Annotated in this window: 14 protein-coding genes and 1 pseudogene; 8 read left to right on the forward strand and 7 right to left on the reverse strand. The window is 45.4% G+C overall.

Annotated elements, in window-relative coordinates; translation table 11 throughout:
• Nucleotides 1-756, forward strand: a pseudogene (locus NG833_RS27610) (ATP-binding protein); the annotation flags it as partial.
• Between the two features lie 156 nt (nt 757-912).
• Here the strand turns inward: NG833_RS27610 and NG833_RS27615 are convergent.
• Both NG833_RS27615 and NG833_RS27620 read right to left on the reverse strand, forming a co-directional pair.
• Nucleotides 913-1,701: a hypothetical protein gene (locus NG833_RS27615; protein WP_254568477.1), complete on the reverse strand. Its 789-nt coding sequence runs from the start codon at nt 1,699-1,701 to the stop codon at nt 913-915.
• The gene (locus NG833_RS27620) at nt 1,701-3,176 is read right to left on the reverse strand and encodes an AAA family ATPase (RefSeq protein WP_254568478.1); all 1,476 of its coding nucleotides are present in this window, start codon (nt 3,174-3,176) and stop codon (nt 1,701-1,703) included. The genes NG833_RS27615 and NG833_RS27620 overlap by 1 nt, the downstream gene beginning before the upstream one ends.
• A 274-nt stretch (nt 3,177-3,450) precedes the next feature.
• On the opposite strand from NG833_RS27620, the gene NG833_RS27625 reads away from it, so the two are divergent.
• The 3 genes from NG833_RS27625 to NG833_RS27635 all read left to right on the forward strand — a co-directional run bounded on the left by NG833_RS27625 (nt 3,451) and on the right by NG833_RS27635 (nt 9,053).
• Nucleotides 3,451-4,290, forward strand: coding sequence for a hypothetical protein (locus tag NG833_RS27625; protein ID WP_254568479.1), 840 nt, complete (start codon nt 3,451-3,453; stop codon nt 4,288-4,290).
• A 57-nt stretch (nt 4,291-4,347) separates the two neighbouring features.
• On the forward strand, nt 4,348-6,360 hold the full coding sequence (locus tag NG833_RS27630; protein ID WP_254568480.1) for an ATP-binding protein: 2,013 nt from the start codon (nt 4,348-4,350) through the stop codon (nt 6,358-6,360).
• A 101-nt stretch (nt 6,361-6,461) separates the two neighbouring features.
• The gene (locus tag NG833_RS27635; protein ID WP_254568481.1) at nt 6,462-9,053 is read left to right on the forward strand and encodes a DNA translocase FtsK; all 2,592 of its coding nucleotides are present in this window, start codon (nt 6,462-6,464) and stop codon (nt 9,051-9,053) included.
• A gap of 62 nt (nt 9,054-9,115) precedes the next feature.
• Here the strand turns inward: NG833_RS27635 and NG833_RS27640 are convergent, their stop codons facing one another.
• Together NG833_RS27640 and NG833_RS27645 are read right to left on the reverse strand one after the other, a co-directional pair.
• A complete protein-coding gene (locus NG833_RS27640) occupies nt 9,116-9,556 on the reverse strand; it encodes an HHL1-like protein (protein WP_254568482.1) in 441 nt (146 codons plus the stop codon).
• A 397-nt stretch (nt 9,557-9,953) separates the two neighbouring features.
• Nucleotides 9,954-10,883, reverse strand: a complete 930-nt coding sequence (locus tag NG833_RS27645; RefSeq protein WP_254568483.1) for a ribonuclease D — start codon at nt 10,881-10,883, stop codon at nt 9,954-9,956.
• A 276-nt stretch (nt 10,884-11,159) separates the two neighbouring features.
• Between NG833_RS27645 and NG833_RS27650 the strand changes: the two genes are divergently transcribed.
• The 4 genes from NG833_RS27650 to xth all read left to right on the forward strand — a co-directional run bounded on the left by NG833_RS27650 (nt 11,160) and on the right by xth (nt 16,742).
• Nucleotides 11,160-12,119, forward strand: coding sequence for a GDP-mannose 4,6-dehydratase (locus tag NG833_RS27650; RefSeq protein WP_254568484.1), 960 nt, complete (start codon nt 11,160-11,162; stop codon nt 12,117-12,119).
• A gap of 489 nt (nt 12,120-12,608) precedes the next feature.
• Nucleotides 12,609-13,976, forward strand: a complete 1,368-nt coding sequence (locus NG833_RS27655) for an aldehyde dehydrogenase family protein (protein ID WP_254568485.1) — start codon at nt 12,609-12,611, stop codon at nt 13,974-13,976.
• Nucleotides 13,977-14,100: 124 nt separating this feature from the next.
• A complete protein-coding gene (locus tag NG833_RS27660) occupies nt 14,101-15,747 on the forward strand; it encodes an acetolactate synthase large subunit (RefSeq protein WP_254568486.1) in 1,647 nt (548 codons plus the stop codon).
• A gap of 212 nt (nt 15,748-15,959) precedes the next feature.
• Nucleotides 15,960-16,742 (forward strand): exodeoxyribonuclease III, encoded by a 783-nt coding sequence (gene xth, locus NG833_RS27665; protein ID WP_254568487.1) that lies wholly within the window; start codon nt 15,960-15,962, stop codon nt 16,740-16,742.
• A 247-nt stretch (nt 16,743-16,989) separates the two neighbouring features.
• On the opposite strand, the gene NG833_RS27670 is transcribed toward xth, so the two are convergent.
• Genes NG833_RS27670 through NG833_RS27680 form a run of 3 tightly spaced genes read right to left on the reverse strand, consistent with a single transcriptional unit; the run spans nt 16,990 to nt 19,244 of the window.
• A complete protein-coding gene (locus NG833_RS27670; protein WP_254568488.1) occupies nt 16,990-17,325 on the reverse strand; it encodes a hypothetical protein in 336 nt (111 codons plus the stop codon).
• 24 nt (nt 17,326-17,349) lie between these two features.
• Nucleotides 17,350-18,765, reverse strand: coding sequence for a rhodanese-like domain-containing protein (locus tag NG833_RS27675; RefSeq protein ID WP_254568489.1), 1,416 nt, complete (start codon nt 18,763-18,765; stop codon nt 17,350-17,352).
• Between the two features lie 26 nt (nt 18,766-18,791).
• Nucleotides 18,792-19,244, reverse strand: coding sequence for a beta-lactamase hydrolase domain-containing protein (locus tag NG833_RS27680; RefSeq protein WP_254568490.1), 453 nt, complete (start codon nt 19,242-19,244; stop codon nt 18,792-18,794).
• Between the last annotated feature and the right edge of the window lie 380 nt (nt 19,245-19,624).

A 19,624-nucleotide genomic window follows, 5' to 3' on the forward strand; every position in this document is an offset into this window, starting at 1 on the left:
TCTGCCCCAGAATTGATGCAAATGGTCCGAGAAGCCCTGGAAGCATTAAATGTGAGTGGGATTCAACAAAAACTCTTACCCAGTCCCACCTACGCCAGTTATTCCCTCAGCTATCACCTGCCTGCACAACTGGGAAGAATTGGGATTGTCTGGACAGAAGACCCCAATTTAGTCAGCTTTTATCATATCATGAAAGCCTGCGAAAAAGCCCTGACCATGCAACGCTGCAAAACCCTCTATTTAATTCGCGGTGAACGCTTAGGAACGCGCAAAAACCTGGGGAATAAACTCTACTCCCAAATTTTCACCGGACATCCCCATCGCCACATTTTACCGGATATGGTATCGGTGCATTATTTAGTGACCTATCATAGCTTAGTCAACGCTGCTTGTGCCGGTGAATTAGTGGTGGGAAGTCTCACCCCGAATTTAAAAGAATTACAAGAAATGATTCGCCATGCCCAAATTTTAGAAGAATGCCCGGTATTACAAACCTTGGGCGTGTTTGCTGGATATACCCAGATTATCGGAGTTAGCGATAATCAACCCAAACAACTCGGACCCGCAGGCGATCGCAGCAAAGCCTTGAAGAAAGCCAAAGAGTATTTACTCGCCTTAGTCCGCACTCAGCAAATCATGGGCCGAACTGTGTTAATTCAGAATACCTTAGACCAATTTACCGAGGTCCAAGAGTATCAAGTGAAAGAGTTAATCTTTCAGCTTTGCACCGAAAACAAGCTATTTATTTTAGATTAAACAGTCCCCGAATCCGCCCAGTTAGTTTGTGTGTTAGAAGCCTTGGGTAAGAAGGCAAAATTCTAGTTTTTGACCGAATGCTTTACGGGGTATTTACAAGAAAAAAGCCCGCGCAGGCGGGCTAATTTTGAAGGGTGTTTTTACGGTTAGATTTTACTATTCGTTACTGGATTGAGCTTCTGCCTGTTCAATGACCCCAATAATTTCATCTTTTAGCATTTTCGTAGAAACTACCAACCCCATCTTTTTAGCAATTGAGATTAAAACGGGTTTGGTCATTCTTTTATAATTCTTGGCTGCATTTCCTGATGTCCGAGCCATTTTTGGTGGGTTTTTAATTTCTAAATCTTGCCGAAATGCTTGGAATTGCTGCTTTAATAACAACTCAATTTCATCCAGCGGTTCTTTTCGTTGGAATTCTTCCAACTTGTGATTTAAACTTTCTATTTGAAATTGAAACGTTCTTTCTAAATTATTGACGACACTTTTAAGTTTTTTAATTTCCTCCGTCAAGGGGGTGAGTTCTAAGGTAGTATCGATAGGTTGGCGATCGCGTTCCGGTTCTGGCAATACTGGTATCGGATTCACCGCAGGTTCAACGGGAGGATTAACCGGAATCGCCGCCTGGTTTCCTACCTGTCTCAATACTTTCACTTGTTCGAGTAAAACTTCCTCATTCTCCGGTTCCAGAAGAAATGCGGGAATCATTTCTCCTTTCATCGGTTCTAGTTCTTTCGCTTTGACTGCTGCGTAATATTCAAAATGTCCATCAACTACTTCGTAGGATTGCATACTGGTTCTACGAAGCACCATCGGATTAATTAAACCACTTGCCTCTAAACTCAGTTTCGCTACCTGTTCTAACTCCAACTCTGAGAAAGTTTCCCGAGGAACTGAAGAGGTAATTTTTTTAACGGCTACTAGGGAAGGTAATAACTTTTTCATCAGTTCATTCCAATCCGATTTAAAACTTCTAAAGCCAGGTCTTCAAATTCTTGTGCAGCCATTGAATCCGGTTTAAAATCTAGGACCGACATCGGATCTGCTATTTGAATATTTCCAACCGTTTGCATTTTTTCAGCACATTTAGCCAGGTCGTCCCTGTCGTAAATAACACTTTCCATCACATGAAACCCATAGCGACTGGGAATAACCTGTTTTCGTTTTTCAAAAGTGGATTGGACAAATCGAGCATTGGTTGAGATTTTACAAGGCAAAACCCCGAGGATTTCCAAAGGATTTTTGTTGATTTGTCGCCGAAATCCATCAACTTTTTTAATAAAATCTTTTACGTTATTTAATCCTTGATTGGCAAAAGGTTTTAAATCCGAAGGAATCAACACATAATCAGAAGCAATTAAAGCAATTCTAGCATACAAGTTTAAAGCCGGAGGGGTATCAATTAAAACTATATCATATTGATTTTTCACTGCATTAAGTTTATCTACTAAAATTAATCTGCTATAATCCAGTTGATTGAGTTCACTTTCATATTGCATTAAGTCAATATGAGCAGGAACCACATCCACTTCCGGGCTATTATAAGCAGAACTTCTCGCCACTTCTGAAATGGAGTAATATTCCTCGGATTGCAACACTTGCAGAATGTTACAATCTTTGATATCGTCTGATTCTTCATCGTCAAACTTGACTAATCCTAGGGCGAAGGTCGTATTAGCTTGACTATCTAAATCAATAACCAATATTCGCTTTCCTTTTTTTCGTAAAGCGGCTGCTAGATTGGTAACTGTAGTGGTCTTACCCACACCGCCTTTGTTATGATAAACTGAAATTACTTTCAATGTAGATTTCCTCTTGGTATTAGAAGTTTGCTCAACAATGGGTTGGGGGTCGCTGGGAGTGGGCGGAAATAGTTCCTCTGGAAATGAGATGGAAAAAGGGATTGTTTCCGATGCTGGTTCCGGAATTGACTCGTCCCTAATTTGAGGGGGATTAGAGTCGGTATCCGGTGAATCCAGGGTTTGTTTAGGGTTACTGCTTTCTCTCCCAATTAAGGCATTTATTTCTTCAATTTTTGCCTCAACTTCTTGTCCCAAACATTGAAAGACTAGCTGGATGTCCTCCCCCACTCGTTCATAAATCCGCATCTCCTTGCCATTCGTGAGGACTCCATATTTAACCTGTAATTTCGTTAAATATCGCTTAAACTTTCTCAGGTGTCGGTCTAGGTTTTGTTTGGGACTTTTGGCCTCCATGACGACACTCAGGGGGGAATTCGCGTCGAGGACGAAGGGAACGGCTTGGATGGCGAAGGCTAAAAAATCTAAACGGATGCTACTAAAGGCAACTTCTTGATGCCAACTGTCCGGGGTGTACCCTAATGCTGGCAACAAGTAACTGACGATTAGTTTACTTTCGACTTCGCTCTCGTTTCGGCAAAGGTCTGGATGGAAACTCAACGTTTTACCCGGATTATCCGGTGCCTTACGGAATCGTTTTATATTTTACCTGATTCCCGGTGAAGTCCGAACGATCGCTTAATATTTATTAACAAACCCCAGGGATAGACTTTGTTCTGTTTGAAAACTCCACCCGTTAGCGGATTTTAAAACAAGACTCGGGACAGGACCCTTGCCAATTTCTAAAGTTTTGTAAAAAAACAAGCATCCGGGATCAAATCGCGCCATCATAAATTTAGGTAGTTGTTATTCTGGGCAAGGGACGGGTGAACTTATGGATGTAAAGGAACTCAAATTTCTGTTGAAGTTATTGGGATATCCGGATTATCGGACCTCGATCGCCAACGCTAAACCTAACCCGAAAACGAAAGCATCAGAACGCGATCGCATCGGTCGTCAACTGATTGAACGGGGGCTAGTTGATTGTACGGAAGAAATCCAAAAATTGGCGATCGCCCCTCCGGGAAAATCCCTACTTCAAGCCGACCCTGCCACCTTGCCGATCTCTGAACAGGAATTAAAAGTCCTAAAAGCCACGGCAAAAGGCAGCATTTCCCCAGGACAAACTAAGGTAGCACCGGAGCAGCGACAAGCCGTAATTCAAAGTTTAGCCACCCGGGGATTTATTAAAATCATTGATAAAAAATTTAAAGAAGTTTGGCTAACGGAACGGGGAAAAGAATTTTTACGAGATGAGTTCGAGTCTAACAGTTCGTCCGGTACGATTACCCTCAAAATGCTAACAGAATATCTCCGGTTCCTCCGCAAAGTTCACCTACCAGAAAAAGCCGCTTTACCCCAGACTTCTCCTGCACCAGAAACTGCCGCCCCAGTTCCGATTAAAAAGCCCAGTGATGAGGATATTTTGCAACTGATTCGGGCTGTAGACCAAGACTTAGCAACGGACAATTATTTACCCATTTTTCACCTGCGCCAGAAACTTCAACCCCCTCTATCCCGCCGGGAATTGGATGAAGCCCTCTATCGATTGGAAGGCGAGGATAAAATTGAGTTGAGTTCTTTAGTGGATACAAACCCCTACAGTCCCGAACAAATCAACGCAGGCATTCACCAAGATATCGGATGTCCGCTATTTTTCATCACATATTTATAGTCTTTGACTGCCTTACTTGTTGGCATTTGTACCCCTTCGTATTAGGTGATTTCAGGCATGGTATCTATAGAGACAATTATTCAAAGATCGGTTAATCCTTTCGACCCGATTTCATTTAAAACCGGGAACTTTTGGAGAGAGAACCAAGAAGCATCACTCACCGTCGATTCGATTCACAAAGAGGCAATGGTTGAGATTGAAACCTGGGTGGACCAAATGGCCCAGGACCATCATAGCCGGACAATTATGCTGCTGGGGGATTCGGGTTCGGGCAAAAGTTATCTCTTAGGTCGCCTCAAAAAGACTTTGAAACCTAAAGCCTTTTTTGCCTACATTCCCCCTTGGGATGACCATGAATGGATGAGACGTCATCTCCTGCGCTACACCGTTGATAGTCTCATGCAGGTTCCAGAAGGGGAAACCGATTCCCAACTCATGCTTTGGCTCAAAAGTCTGTCTGCCTTCACCAATCGTTCCCTAAAACAGCGAATTTTTGATGATCAAGTCTGGACCTTACTCCAAAGTAATCGTAAAAAATTTATCACCCACCTCAAAAAAACCTATCAATCCCTCAGCATTGCCCAAGCCGATAGTTTTTTTGGGATTTTGTATGACCTCACCAACCCGGAACTCTATCCCATCGCCTGCGAGTGGTTGCGCGGGGATGATTTAAGTGAAGATTCTCTCCAAGACCTGAAATTAAAACATTCCATCGAAAATGAAGAAACCGCTTGGAAAATATTGTCGAATTTGGGTAAAATTTCAACAGAAACTCAACCGATTGTTTTATGTTTAGACAATGTGGAGTTGGTGGGCATGGGGTCGGGAGGGTCTTTAAATTTGCAACCCTTGTTGAGTCTGAATACTCGACTCCATCTGGAGGGAATCACCAATTTTTTAATCATTATAAATATGGTAAAGGACAGTTGTAAAACGGCATTACAACGAATTCAAAAATCGGATAAAGTGGGAATTCATAAATTGATTCTCCTCAAACGAATTGGCTTGGACGAAGCCGAAGCCATCTGGGCAAATCGTCTTTATCCCCTGCATCAACAAGTTAGCATTCAACCCCTTTCGCCAATTTATCCCTTAACTCGCAAAGACTTAGAAGAAAAATTTCCCAGTGGTAAGACGGATCCTCGCTCAGTGTTGCAACTGGGGCGGCAACTGATTGAAGAGTATAAAATTGGACAACCAGCACCCCCGGCAGATTATGGTTCCGGCTTGAAATTACGCTGGGTTGAAGAGTTTAAAAAGACTCAGAAAAAAGTAGCTAAAATTAGTTATTTTTCAGCACCGGAGCGGATTCAAATGTTACAAGCGGCGATGGAGGCATTGCGCTTACCTGTTGCCCCGAAATTTTTACTGAGCGACAAATTAGCCAGTTATTCCTTTTCCTATCAACCCAGTGGTGAATCGGAATCGATTGGGGTGGTTTGGAGTGAAGACCCGAACATGAAAACCTTTTTCTTTGTGATGGATGCCTGCCGTCGCATCATAAGCCACCATCCGAACACTCCGGTTTATTTAATCCGCGCTGAAAAAGTGGGAGATTCTAAACTCAAGGGATATAAACTGTTTAAAGAACTGTTTACGGGATCTCCCCATCGTCATATCACCCCCCATCTCGACTCCCTGCACTATCTCGCTACTTATTACAACTTGGTTAAAGAAGCACTTGCGGGAGAATTGGTGATTGTGGATCAAGTGATTACCCGAGATCGGTTGCAGGAACTGATCCGAGAAACGGAGATTTTGCACGGATGTATCTTATTGCAAGATTTAGGCATTGTTCCTGCTCCCCCGAAAACAGATTCTGACCCAAGTCAACCAGAGGCTGACCCCCAAATTTTAGCCGCCAAAGACTTTATTTTAAATATGGTCATTACCCAACAATTCTTCGGACGAGATATGGCGATTGACAATGCTCATGCTAAATTTGATACGATTTCTCCAGAAAGACTCAATCAATTGATTGACGAACTGATTCAGGAAAGAAAAATTGATTTGCTCGGTTCAGAAACCGATCCCAAGACTCAAGTGATCTCTCGGGTTCCGCAAGTCTAGGTCCAAATAGATGGCCGATTAAATAGCCTAAAATTGCTCTTTGTAGTGGCTTTCAACACCCTTTGAGGGAAACCCGCAACCCACCTTCACCCTATTAGCTAATGTTCTATTTGACTCGAACCGCTGAGATTCAATCTGCCATTGCCCAATTCACTGCTCATCCGATTCTGTGGATTGATACGGAAGTAGCCGATTGGCATACTCCTGTTCCCCGACTTTCTCTGATTCAAGTTCTGGCCCAGGAAACGGACTGCACTGGAGAGTTTGCCTATATTCTGGATGTGTTGGAGAAACGGGAATTAGTCCAGGAGTTTATTGGCAAAATTATGGCCAATCCTGACATTGAAAAAGTCTTTCATAATGCTAGTTATGATTTAAGATTTTTGGGAAAATCTCAGTCCCAGAATGTCACCTGTACCTTAAAATGGGCCAGACAATTGAAACGCGATCGCCTCGGGGTTTCCAACTTAAAACTCAAAACCCTCGCCGCCGAACTCTGCCAATTTTCTGATATCCATACCGAAGAACAATCCAGCGACTGGGGACAGCGCCCCCTCAGTCAACGGCAATTAAGATATGCCAAGATGGATACGGTTTATCTCGCCCAAGTTTATCTAAAATTAAAACAATTTACTGAACCCCAGCCCTCTCCAATCTCTGATATTATTACTATGCCTAAATCAGAATCCTCTGACCCCAAATCTTTGACGGCGACTAATGTGCGCGTGGCATTTGAATGTCCCCGGTTATTTTATCTCGGACAGAAGTTTGGGAAGATGACGATGTTTATTCCCACAGACAATGCTTTCGGCATTGGTAACCCGTTCCACGAACTCGCCAAGCAATTTGTTGACTTAATCTTAGAAGCGCCAGAATTTACCGATTTTCTCACGGATTCCCCGCCTAAACTGAATGCCAATACCCTCGCCCAACAGATGCAAAACCGCTTTTATGATTTGCGGTTTTATCCCTATCTCCAATCCACGATGCAAGCGGAACCGCATAAACTACCGGCCCTCAACCAAATTTGGTTGGGATTAAAAGGACTAATCCAACGATATGCGGAATTATTAGTCACGAATCGTCAATTTTACTCGGCGGATTCTGTGCTGGCGAAAACCTTTGTTGCCCGGGAATTTAGCCTCAATTATCAATTCGATTTACCCGATCGCACTCGGCAATTGGTGAAAGGACAGGTGGATAATCTGATTATGCATGGGCAAGGCGATCGCCTCTGTGCCGTGGAGTATAAAACCTATCAAACGGCAGATCTGAGCGCTCAACTCGCCCAGGTTGCCTTGTATAGTTATATGCTTAAGCAACAGAGAAACTGCCCGGTAGATTCAGCGGTTTACTGTGTTTTACCGGAATTTAAAGAATATCGCTATACTTGGGAAGAATTAGAACCCACAGTGCATCAACTGATTCCCCATAAACTCCAACAAATGCGGGATTGGTTGCGCTGGGAACCCTCCCATCCCAATCCACCCCCGCCCACTCCCCAAGCTCACTTGTGCGAAATATGTCCGCAACAGCAGAAATGTCAAACATTTTTTGAATCCAGTCCGGTTGCCGTGGATTCGCCTCCCCTCACCTCTTTTCCCCCCGCAGTGAAACCCCCCCTGACTCCGCCCCAAACTCCCGTCCCCAAACCCACCCAAAATGCAGATGCGATCGGGCAGCAATTGACGGACACGCTCAAATCTTTTAAAATTAATGTGGATTACTTAGGCGCAGCCATTGGTCCGGCTTTTATCCGGGTCAAACTCAAACCCGCGCCGGGGATAAAAGTGGCCTCAATTTTAAAATTATCAGCGGATTTGCAGGTGCAATTAGGGATTCCTGTTGCTCCTTTAATTGCCCCCCAAGCGGGATATGTGAGTGTGGATTTACCCCGAGGCGATCGCGAAACTGCGGAATTTTCCCATTACATTCATCGCCAACAAAATCCAGCGGATGCTCCCGTCAAAATTGCCGTTGGCATTGATTTAGATGGCAACTTAATTGAAGCGGATTTATCGGACCCCAATACCTGCCACTTTTTGGTAGGCGGGACAACCGGAAGCGGAAAAAGTGAATTTTTGCGATCGCTGCTGTTGAGTCTTCTCCACCGCAATCAACCCAGTCACCTGAAAATTGCCTTAGTAGACCCCAAGCGCGTAACCTTTCCTGAATTTGAAAAGATGCCCTGGTTGCTCTCCCCGATTGTCAAAGAAAGCGAACAGGCGATCGCCCTGATGGCAGAACTCGTCTGTGACATGGAAACTCGCTATCGCAAATTTGAATCCGCAGGCTGTAATGATATTACCTCCTATAACCGCAAAGCCACAAATCCCTTACCGCGAATTGTCTGCATTTTTGATGAATATGCCGATTTCATGGCAGAAAAAGAAATTCGCACCGACCTCGAACTCAGCATTAAACGACTCGGGGCAATGGCAAGAGCAGCAGGAATTCATCTGATTATTGCCACCCAACGCCCAGAAGCTAAGGTGGTTACACCGATTATCCGCTCAAATTTGCCAGGAAGAATTGCCCTGCGAACTGCCAGCGAAGCCGACTCCAGTATTATTTTAGGCGGACAAGAAACCTCCGCTGCTTATCTTTTGGGTAAAGGAGATTTACTCTATCAAATGGGTTCCCAGTTACATCGCTTGCAAAGCCTATTTGCTTCCAGGATTGATTTATCCTAATCGGTATGGATGGGGATATTCCCCCGGAAAACCCCATCTAACCTTAATTCCCTGAACGCCTTTCAACTGACCTCTGAGTTGCGGTTGCTGGAAAAACTCTCTTTCAACTTGGCGATCGCACTTTGGATGAAATTCGGCTGTTTTTCGGGAGGACGGACCGCCAACTCGATGGGGTCTTCCGCATATTCTTTCCCTTTTAAGCGATACCCATATTCCAAATTTTGTTGATTTTTTCGCAGAATGGGAAACAAGCGAAATCCACCTTCTCGTAACTCTGCCTCGGTATCAAAAATCGCTTGATTAATCTTACTGGTCCGATTCACCATTAATGAACCCACGGGAAACCAGTTCTTTTTGCCTTGAATCCGCATAAAAATATGAAATTCGGGCATTTCCCCTTCTTTCATTTTCTCATACTTCTGTGCAGCCTCTTCCCGCTTGGCGGTGCCTTTGCCGGTTTTCTTGCGCGGTTGCACTTTCCCAAATCCCTGTTGTGTCGTCACTTTGGCTTCCTCCTGGGTGGTATTTACAAAAGTTTACAGTATTTCTCAGAATTCTGCAATGGTTTTTGTTGTTGGTCCTTGGTCATTGGTCGTTGGTCATTGGTCATTGGTCATTGGTGGTTGGTCCCTCGGGGTTGCTTGCAGAGGAGGACCCCACCCTAACCCTCCCCTTGCCAAGGGGAGGGGACCGGAGATGCCGTCAATTGCTAAATGTAGGTCGGCAATGCTTTTTGTCATTGGTCATTGGTGGTTGGTCCCTCTGGGTTGCTTGCAGAGGAGGACCCCACCCTAACCCTCCCCTTGCCAAGGGGAGGGGACCGGAGATGCCGTCAATTGCTAAATGTAGGGTTGATTCGCGAATCAACCCTACAGTTTGGAGGATTCAGGTTGGCTAGAATTAGTCATCCTCCGGTGGAATTATTTTTAACTGGAGGGTTTCTGAGGTTTCCACAGACATGGGGAGGCGATCGCTGACGGCAGCTAACTGAGCCCGCATCTCCTTCGTTAGGGTTAGTACACAATCAAAATCAAGCTGTTCCTCCTGCACCAGTTTCGCCAATTCTGAAAAGGGCGTTTTATAGGTCGATCGCTCATAACTGGAGAATTTCACCCGATCCATTTGCTTGACCCGTTGAGCTTGCATCGCCGATTTGAGGCGTTTTTCCACATAACTCAATTCTGACTCCAGTAGCGCTGCTTCCTGCTTTAATCGCATATATTCTGCCGCCAGGACTTTGACGTTATCCGTTGCTGGATCGCGCTGAGTCATGCCTTCAATCTCCATCAGACGCCGATGCACATAGGCTAAATAAATCGGGTCGAGGGTGGCATATCGAATTTGGGTCTCACTTAGCGCTCGTCTTCCCCAGTCACTTTGTTGGTCTGAACTATCCGGATGGGGTAAACCGCACAATTCACAAGCTAAAGTTTTGAGTTGAAAATTGGAAGTTTCCAACATAAACAATGGCAAGCTTTTCGCCAAAAGTAACGTACAGGTTACAGTTTTAGCCTGAGTTTTTCCTAAAAACCTCAAATCATAACTGGCATTGTGAAACACTTTTTCAATGGCCGGGTCAGCCATGATCCTGTTGATAAACTCGGCAGTTAATTGGGGGTGATTCAGAACATCTAAGAGATAAACCCGGTTCATTAACAGTTCCAGAGAGTTGGGGAAATCCCCGGGGAAGTCTGGCAAAATCTGAATCAGAGAAAGTCGGGGATTTTTGGTGCGATAATCCGCCACTTCTGTATCCACCCAGAGGCGTTCAACTTGGGTACAGGTGGCGATCGCATCTTTAATATCCGTGGGATCCGTTAAATAGGGCATCTTCCTAACTCGCGGTGATTATTCTTTATCAAGGTTAAATCTCCAGGGTACTGGGAATTTAACCCCGAGTGACGGGTAATCCGTCCCAGATAGGACTTACGCAGATGTTGAGAATCCACCCTATATGTAGAGGCGATTTGCGAATCGCCTCTACATATAGGTTTGAATGTTAAAGATTGCGTAAGTTCTGCCAGAAAGAGTGCCACCCCGGATTTAAGCTATCTTGGAAAGAGTCAAAACTATTAAAATACTCAACAATAGACGGCGAACTGATTTATGAAAAAAGCGCTAATTTGTGGAATTTCTGGTCAAGATGGAGCCTATCTAGCCCAATTACTCCTCTCCAAGGGCTATAGGGTTTGTGGCACCTCCCGCGACGCGCAAATGTCATCGTTTCGCAATCTGACCCGTTTAGGCATTCGCGAACAAGTCAAGTTAGAATCCATGTCCCTAACGGACTTTCGCAGTGTGTTACAAATTTTGACAAAAATTGAACCCGATGAGGTGTACAATCTAGCGGGACAAAGTTCTGTAGGGCTATCCTTTGAGCAACCTGTGGAAACTTTAGAAAGTATTGCCACCGGGACGCTGAACTTGCTCGAAGCGATTCGGTTTACGGGAAAAACGATTAAATTTTATAATGCAGGGTCCAGCGAATGTTTTGGGGATACGGGCGATCGCGCGGCGGATGAAACCACCCCATTTCGGCCCCGCAGTCCCTACGCTGTTGCCAAATCTACCGCCTTTTGGGAAGTGGCGAACTACCGAGAAGCGTATGGATTATTTGCCTGTTCGGGAATTTTGTATAACCATGAATCTCCCCTGAGACCCGAACGGTTTGTCACCCAAAAAATTATTGCTGCTGCTTGTCGGATTGCCGGAGGGAGTCGCGACAAATTAAACCTGGGGAATATTTCGGTACAGCGGGACTGGGGTTACGCGCCGGAATATGTAGAGGCGATGTATTTGATGTTGCAACATTCAGAACCGGATGATTATGTGATTGCCACCGGGGAAACCCATCGGTTGGAGGATTTTGTGGCGATCGCCTTTTCCAGTGTGGGACTGGATTGGCAAGAGTGGGTGAATATTGACACCAGTTTATATCGACCCACGGATATTGCTGTGGGGCGAGGCAATCCGGGCAAGGCAAAAGTCAAGCTAGGATGGGAGGCGAGGTCGAAAATGCCCGAGGTGGTTCGACAGATGGTGGAGGCCAAAAGGCAAGGGATTTAAGCAACAACAACCGGCGGGGGTTAAAACGATTGGCGGCCTAACAGCTAAAGTCGGTTAAAACCGACTGAAAGCCTTGTCCTGGGGTGTTTTTAGCCCGGTTTGACCGATGTAGGGGCACTTCGAGAAGCGCCCCTACAGGCCGCCAATCGATTTATTCCCCGCCAGTGCTGCTAGGGGTGCAAGATGTCGGTTAAAACCGACTGAAAGTCTTATCCCGTAGTGTTTTTAGTCGGTTTTAACCGACTTTAGCTATTAGGCGGGGGTTTTAACCCCCGCCGGTTCCCCCGGTTGTTTCCTTCAAATGTCAGGGTTTTGTAACAGGTGGATACTAAATTTGCGACTTTTGCTCCCCCTGAGATTGCAGACAAAAATCGACGTGAAATTTAACATTTCAGACCCAGAAAATTTGACAAAATAACAGTGCCACCAATCTAGCCTCAAGGCATTGTTGTCGAGGCAAGAATCATTATGTAAATTGGAGATGAGATCGTGGCTATTGCCAGTATCAACCCGGTGACGGGAGAAACGATACAAACTTTTACCGCCCTAACCGATGCGCAAGTCCAGGCTAAACTGGAAAAAGCGCAACAGGCTTATGAAAAATATCGGCGGATTCCTATGACCCAAAGGGCGGTCTGGATGAATGCTGCCGCAGATATTTTGGAAAAAAAGAAACAGCACTACGGGAAAATCATGACCCTGGAAATGGGCAAAACCCTCGCTTCGGCGATCGCCGAGGCAGAAAAAAGTGCCTTGGGTTGTCGGTATTATGCCGAGAATGCCGCCCAATTCCTGGCCGATCTTCCCGGACAAACCGACGCCAGTAAGAGTTTTGTGCGCTACCAACCCCTCGGCCCCGTTTTAGCGGTGATGCCCTGGAATTTTCCCTTTTGGCAAGTGTTTCGGTTTGCAGCACCGGCACTGATGGCGGGGAATGTGGGTCTACTTAAACACGCTTCCAATGTGCCGCAATGCGCCCTTGCCATTGAAGAGATTTTTACCGAAGCGGGATTTCCCGAGGGTGTGTTCCAAACTTTGTTAATAGGTGCTGACAAAGTAGGGAACGTGATTGCTGATGATCGCGTCCAGGCGGCAGCTTTGACCGGATCCGAGTTTGCCGGTTCCAGTTTAGCGGAAAAAGCGGGGAAATATATCAAGAAAACTGTCCTAGAATTAGGAGGGAGTGATCCGTTTATTGTAATGAAGAGCGCGGATCTGGAAGTTGCCGCAGCAACGGCGACGAAAGCGCGGATGATTAATAATGGGCAGTCTTGTATCGCAGCCAAACGCTTCATCGTCGAAGAAGCGATCGCTGACGAGTTTGAGCAACGCTTGATTGAGCATTTCAAGGCTTTGCGGGTGGGAGATCCAATGGATCCGGCAACGGATATTGGACCTCTAGCCACCCAATCAATCCTAGAGGAATTACACCAACAAGTTTTAGCTTGTGTGGAAAGTGGAGCAAAAGCGGCGATCGGGGGCATTCCTTTAATTGATCGTCCGGGAAACTTCTATCCTCCGACGCTAATCACCGATATTCCCCTCGGAATACCGGCAGAACGGGAAGAATTTTTTGGACCCGTGGCCCTATTATTTCGAGTTGCCAATATAGATGAAGCGATCGCCCGGGCGAACGATATTCCCTTTGGTTTGGGTGCTTCGGCTTGGACGAACGAACCCCAAGAGTGCGATCGCTTTATCGAAGAACTCGAAGCCGGTGCCGTCTTTATTAATGGCTTAGTCAAATCCGACCCGCGCCTGCCCTTTGGTGGCATCAAACGGTCCGGATATGGACGCGAATTAAGCATTCAAGGTATTCACGAATTCGTGAACATCAAAACCGTTTGGGTTAAATAAACCCCAACCTTACCCTGACCGATTGTCAGAGGTTCCTAACTTACCGAACCCCTCGACAATTCCCAAAGGTTCTCACTTTTCCCACCGTCATCAACCCAGCATTTCTCTGAGGTAACACAAAATTATGGGTGAACTTAACACCGCCGAATTATTAGTTCATTGTCTGGAAAATGAAGGCGTCCAATACGTTTTCGGACTTCCTGGAGAAGAAAACCTCGCCGTTTTAAAAGCACTGAGTAACTCTTCTATTCAATTTATTACCACCCGTCACGAACAAGGCGCAGCATTCATGGCTGATGTTTACGGACGGTTGACCGGAAAAGCTGGAGTCTGCCTCTCCACCTTGGGTCCCGGTGCCACTAACCTGATTACAGGGGTCGCCGATGCCAACTTAGATGGTGCTCCCCTCGTCGCCATTACCGGACAAGTGGGGACGGACCGGATGCATATTGAATCCCATCAATATTTAGACCTGGTGGCAATGTTTGAACCTGTCACCAAATGGAATGCCCAAATTGTCCGTCCTAGCATCACTCCAGAAATTGTGCGCAAAGCCTTTAAACGCGCCCAAACGGAAAAACCTGGGGCGGTTCATATCGATTTACCGGAAAATATTGCCGCCATGCCGGTTGTCGGTGAACCCTTGAGAAAAGATAAGCAAGAAAAAAGCTATGCCTCTTATCAAGGATTAAATGAAGCAGCAGCAGCTATTTCCCGGGCGAATAATCCCCTAATTTTAGTCGGAAATGGAGCAATTCGCGCTCATGCCGGGTCTGTGTTAACCGAATTTGCCACTCGCTTGCATATTCCGGTGACCAATACCTTTATGGGGAAAGGCGTGATTCCCTATACTCATCCCCTTGCCTTGTGGACAACGGGATTGCAACAGCGGGATTATATTACCTGTGCGTTTGAAAAAACGGACTTGGTGATTGCCGTCGGCTATGATTTGATTGAATATTCCCCGAAAAAATGGAATCCCGACGGGAAAATTCCCATCATTCATATTAATGCCACTCCGGCGGAAATTGATAGCAGTTATATCCCAATTGTGGAAGTGGTGGGGGATATTTCTGACTCGTTGATGGAAATTTTGCATCGCGCCGATCGCCAGAGTAAACCCACTCCTCACGCCTGCGAACTTCGCAGTGATATTCGTGCCGATTATGAGCAGTATGCTACGGATGATGGATTTCCTATCAAACCACAAAAACTGATTTATGATTTGCGTCAGGTGATGGGACCGGATGATATTGTCATCTCTGATGTGGGCGCACATAAGATGTGGATTGCCCGCCACTACCATTGCGATCGGCCCAATACCTGTTTGATTTCCAATGGATTTGCTGCAATGGGAATTGCTATTCCTGGTGCATTAGCGGCTAAATTAGTCTATCCCGATCGCAAAGTGGTTGCCGCCACCGGCGATGGCGGATTCATGATGAACTGCCAAGAATTAGAAACCGCCCTGCGCGTCGGCACCGCCTTTGTAACCATTATCTTTAATGATGGCGGATATGGACTAATCGAGTGGAAACAACAGAACCATTATGGGGAATCTGCCTTCATCAAATTCACCAATCCCGACTTTGTGAAATTTGCAGAAAGTATGGGATTAAAAGGCTATCGCATCGAATCCGCAGCGGATTTAATTCCCACCCTGAAAGAAGCCCTGGAACAGGATGTGCCAGCGGTGATTGACTGTCCCGTTGACTATAGCGAAAATATCCGCTTTAGTCAAAAATCCGGCGGATTGAACTGCATCATGTAAATTAGCAGGAGTTAGGGGTTAAGGAATGAGACAAAGGCGGTTGTCTTATGTCATTTGTCATTTGTCATTTGTCATTTGTCCTTTGCTGGGTTCAGGAATGAGACAAAACGCGGTTGTCATTTGTCCTTTGTCATTTGTCCTTTGTCCTTTTGTGGGTTCAGGAATGAAACAAAACGCGGTATAATTAAACCCTCATTCTTAATTCCTAACTCATGAAGATTGCGACTTGGAACGTCAACTCGATTAGAACTCGATTAGAACAGGTAACCGACTGGTTACAGACCAACCCCGTTGAGGTATTGTGCTTGCAGGAAACAAAGGTAGTCGATGCGGATTTTCCGCGATCGCCTTTAGAAGCATTAGGCTATCACCTTTATATTTCCGGCCAAAAATCCTACAACGGGGTTGCTTTATTCAGTAAAATTCCCCTCACTGATGTCAGCATCGGTTTCACCCCCATCCTCGGTCCAGAAGTCGCCGAATTAGACGAACAAAAGCGCGTCATTACTGGAGTTTACGGAGATATTCGCATCCTCAATCTCTATGTCCCCAATGGTTCATCCGTCGGCAGCGATAAATATAGCTATAAACTAACCTGGCTCAAAACCCTCCAAGATTATCTAAAAATAATCCTTGACAAAACTGACAAATTATGTATTTGTGGTGATTTTAATATTGCCTTAGAAGCGATAGATATTCATCGAAAAACCACCCCCAATGATATCATGGCCTCCCCCGCAGAACGGGCCGCCTTAACCAACATTTTAGAACTCGGTTTAACCGATGCCTTCCGCCTCTTTAATCAAGAACCGGGACAGTTTAGCTGGTGGGATTATCGCGCCGGTGCCTTCGCCCGAAATCGCGGCTGGCGGATTGACCATCATTATGTTACACCAAAGCTGAAAGAACGGGCGATCGGCTGTACCATTGACACCGAACCCAGGAAGTTACCCAAACCCAGTGACCACACCCCCGTGATTTTAGAGTTAGGGTAAATTTAGGCTGTTCGGGTTGGCAATGACCACCGGACTACAAGGGTTTAAAATCATTACGACTTCAGTCGTTTCATAAGTTCGTAGTAACGACTTCAGTCGTTCTTAATGTTCGTAGTAACGACTTCAGTCGTTTCATAAGTTCGTAGTAACGACTTCAGTCGTTCTTAATGTTCGTAGTAACGACTTCAGTCGTTTCATAAGTTCGTAGTAACGACTTCAGTCGTTCTTAATGTTCGTAGTAACGACTTCAGTCCTTCTTAATGTTCGTAGTAACGACTTCAGTCGTTTCATAAGTTCGTAGTAACGACTTCGTTTGTTTGTTTTTTAATTCTTGCATAAAATTAACATGGAAACGACTGAAGTCGTTACTACAAACTAAGAGAAAATTAACCTGGAAACGACTGAAGTCGTTACTACAAACTAAGAGAAAATTAACCTGGAAACGACTGAAGTCGTTACTACAAACTAAGAGAAAATTAACCTGGAAACGACTGAAGTCGTTACTACAAACTAAGGGAAAATTAACCTGGAAACGACTGAAGTCGTTACTACAAACTAAGAAAGTAGGGTTGGCATTGCCCACCCTACAATTACTGAATCCGGAGATTTAAACGGAGACTAACTCGGATTTTTCAGGATGTTGGATCGGCAATTTAGCCGCTTTCCAGGCTTTCCAGGAACCGGGTATATTGATGGTAGTTTCAAACCCGTGCTTTTGTAATAAACTCGCGGCAATCGAGGCGCGGTAACCACTGCCACAGTAGGTGGCGATCGCCTGATTTTTATCTAACTGATCCAGGTTTTCTTCCAGGTGAGCGACAAAAATATGTTCTGCACCGGGAATATACCCTTGTTGATATTCATCATCTCCTCGCACATCGAGAATCGTGACATTCGGTTCATCTTTGTGCTGATTTAACTCTTGAACTGTCCATTCTCCGAGGTGTTTCAGGGGTAATCCTGCATTCTGCCAACTGGTCATGCCATCATGCAAATAACCGGCTAAATTATCATAGCCAATCCGAAAGAGTTGTTCGGCAACGAGTTGGACATCCCGTTCGCTTTCCACCACCACCAATAGGGACTTTTCCGGGTCAATCATCCAACCCACCCAGTTGGGAAATTGCGGACGTAAGGCAATATTAATCGCACCGGGAATATGTCCACCGCCAAAGGCGAGAATCGATCGCGCATCAATGATGACGGTATTTTCTTCCTGCATTTTCTCCTGAAATGCTGTTGGGGTCAGCGGTTGCAGGGTGGGAGGACAGCCTTTAATCGGTGCGCCTTTGCCATTGACTTTTTTGAGTCGGGCATAATGACGGGGAGGTTCGGGCATTTCACTGAGAATCCACTCCACAAACTCTTCAGGCGATCGCTCTTTTAATGCCGGGTTAAACAGGCGCTCGTTACCAATTGTGCTTTGTCGCCGATCGCCAATGGACTTGCCACAAGAAGAACCCGCACCATGACAGGGGTAAACCTCCAGGCGATCGCCTAAAGGCAATATCTTCTCAAACAGACTGTGATACAACTGTTTGGCTAACTGCTTCTCGCTGCCACCGCCTAACAAATCAGGACGTCCTACATCCAGATTAAACAGGGTATCCCCGGTGAATAAACCAAATGGCTCTTTCCCCTGTTTTGAATCATAAATCAGCATAGAAATATGTTCAGGGGTATGTCCGGGAGTATGAACCGCCCGCAGGGTTACGGTGCCAACTTTGACCTCATCCCCCTCCTGTAGCTGATTTAATTCAAACTGATAGTTATCGGTTTTTGCGCCATAAATGGGGACATTCATCCGGGCTTTTAATTCATGAGAACCGGAGACAAAATCCGCATGAATATGGGTTTCGATACTGCCGATAATTTTTACCCTCAAGTCTCGGGCTCGCTGTAAATAAATATCGATGTCTCGCCGAGGGTCAATAATCACCGCCAGTCCGGCCTTGTCGTCACCGACAATGTAGGATAACTGGGCTAATCCTTCTACGTTAATTTGTTCTAAAACTAATGCCATTGTTGTTTAATCTCCACAATTCATCCTTAACTGGCTTGAGCATGAGTTGAGATATAATGCTCAAAAAACTGCTTCATTTGGGGATGAGCATCACAATCAAAATCATGTTGTTTCCCTATCGTCATTGCTTGTTCAGCGCTGATGCCTTCTTGGGTGGCAATATACATCAATGTCAGGGCTCCAGAACGCATCCCACTTTTGCAGTGAATCAGGGCGGGTTTGGGCAGTTGGTCAATTTCCTGAAGGACGCGATCGGCGAGTTGATCATCCATCGCATCCGGTTTAACGGGAATATTCACATAGTGCAGTCCGGCAGATTCTGCCTGCTGCTGTTCCTCACTGGAAAATCCTTCTTCTTGAGGCGATCGCAAGTTCAAAATCGACTTAAATCCTTCCTGAGATGCTTGCTGCACTTGTTCGCCGGTTAATTGATTCATCGCAATGGCTAAATCATCGCGAATTTTTTTAATATTTTCCATGACACTTTCAGAATAACTCCACTCCCCATCCTATCCTCCTATCAGCCCCCCAAATATCTATAAATAGGCAGAGTTCAGTCCAAATCAAATCTAACTACAGTATGAATTATTTTTTAAAATAAATTCATCCATTCCCCCAGTGGAAGCATCTTGCATCCGATGAGTATTAGGGACCAAGATGCTCCCACTCCTTAGGTTCAGCCTGATTTAGAATCGTTATCACCCTGGGGATTTTAGGAATAAGGGTATTGCAACAAATAAATCACCCAAATGCGATGCTTAAGGAACTAAAAAGACGTTCTTAGCCCGCGCAGGCACCGCTTCGTCCTGTGAGCCTCCACCCTTGAGGGTGTGGGTTTTTGGGTATTTTATTTTTTGGA

The sequence above is a fragment of the Oscillatoria sp. HE19RPO genome (genome assembly GCF_024220515.1).
In the GTDB taxonomy this organism is placed as follows: Bacteria; Cyanobacteriota; Cyanobacteriia; order Cyanobacteriales; family Laspinemataceae; genus Laspinema.

What these genes read in the sequence shown, in the direction of transcription:
- NG833_RS27615 (WP_254568477.1), bottom strand. Translation starts at nt 1,701, where the DNA reads ATGAAAAAGTTATTACCTTCCCTAGTAGCCGTTAAAAAAATTACCTCT.
- NG833_RS27625 (WP_254568479.1), top strand. Translation starts at nt 3,451, where the DNA reads ATGGATGTAAAGGAACTCAAATTTCTGTTGAAGTTATTGGGATATCCG.
- NG833_RS27630 (WP_254568480.1), top strand. Translation starts at nt 4,348, where the DNA reads ATGGTATCTATAGAGACAATTATTCAAAGATCGGTTAATCCTTTCGAC.
- NG833_RS27635 (WP_254568481.1), top strand. Translation starts at nt 6,462, where the DNA reads ATGTTCTATTTGACTCGAACCGCTGAGATTCAATCTGCCATTGCCCAA.
- NG833_RS27645 (WP_254568483.1), bottom strand. Translation starts at nt 10,883, where the DNA reads ATGCCCTATTTAACGGATCCCACGGATATTAAAGATGCGATCGCCACC.
- NG833_RS27650 (WP_254568484.1), top strand. Translation starts at nt 11,160, where the DNA reads ATGAAAAAAGCGCTAATTTGTGGAATTTCTGGTCAAGATGGAGCCTAT.
- NG833_RS27660 (WP_254568486.1), top strand. Translation starts at nt 14,101, where the DNA reads ATGGGTGAACTTAACACCGCCGAATTATTAGTTCATTGTCTGGAAAAT.
- xth (WP_254568487.1), top strand. Translation starts at nt 15,960, where the DNA reads ATGAAGATTGCGACTTGGAACGTCAACTCGATTAGAACTCGATTAGAA.
- NG833_RS27675 (WP_254568489.1), bottom strand. Translation starts at nt 18,765, where the DNA reads ATGGCATTAGTTTTAGAACAAATTAACGTAGAAGGATTAGCCCAGTTA.
- NG833_RS27680 (WP_254568490.1), bottom strand. Translation starts at nt 19,244, where the DNA reads ATGGAAAATATTAAAAAAATTCGCGATGATTTAGCCATTGCGATGAAT.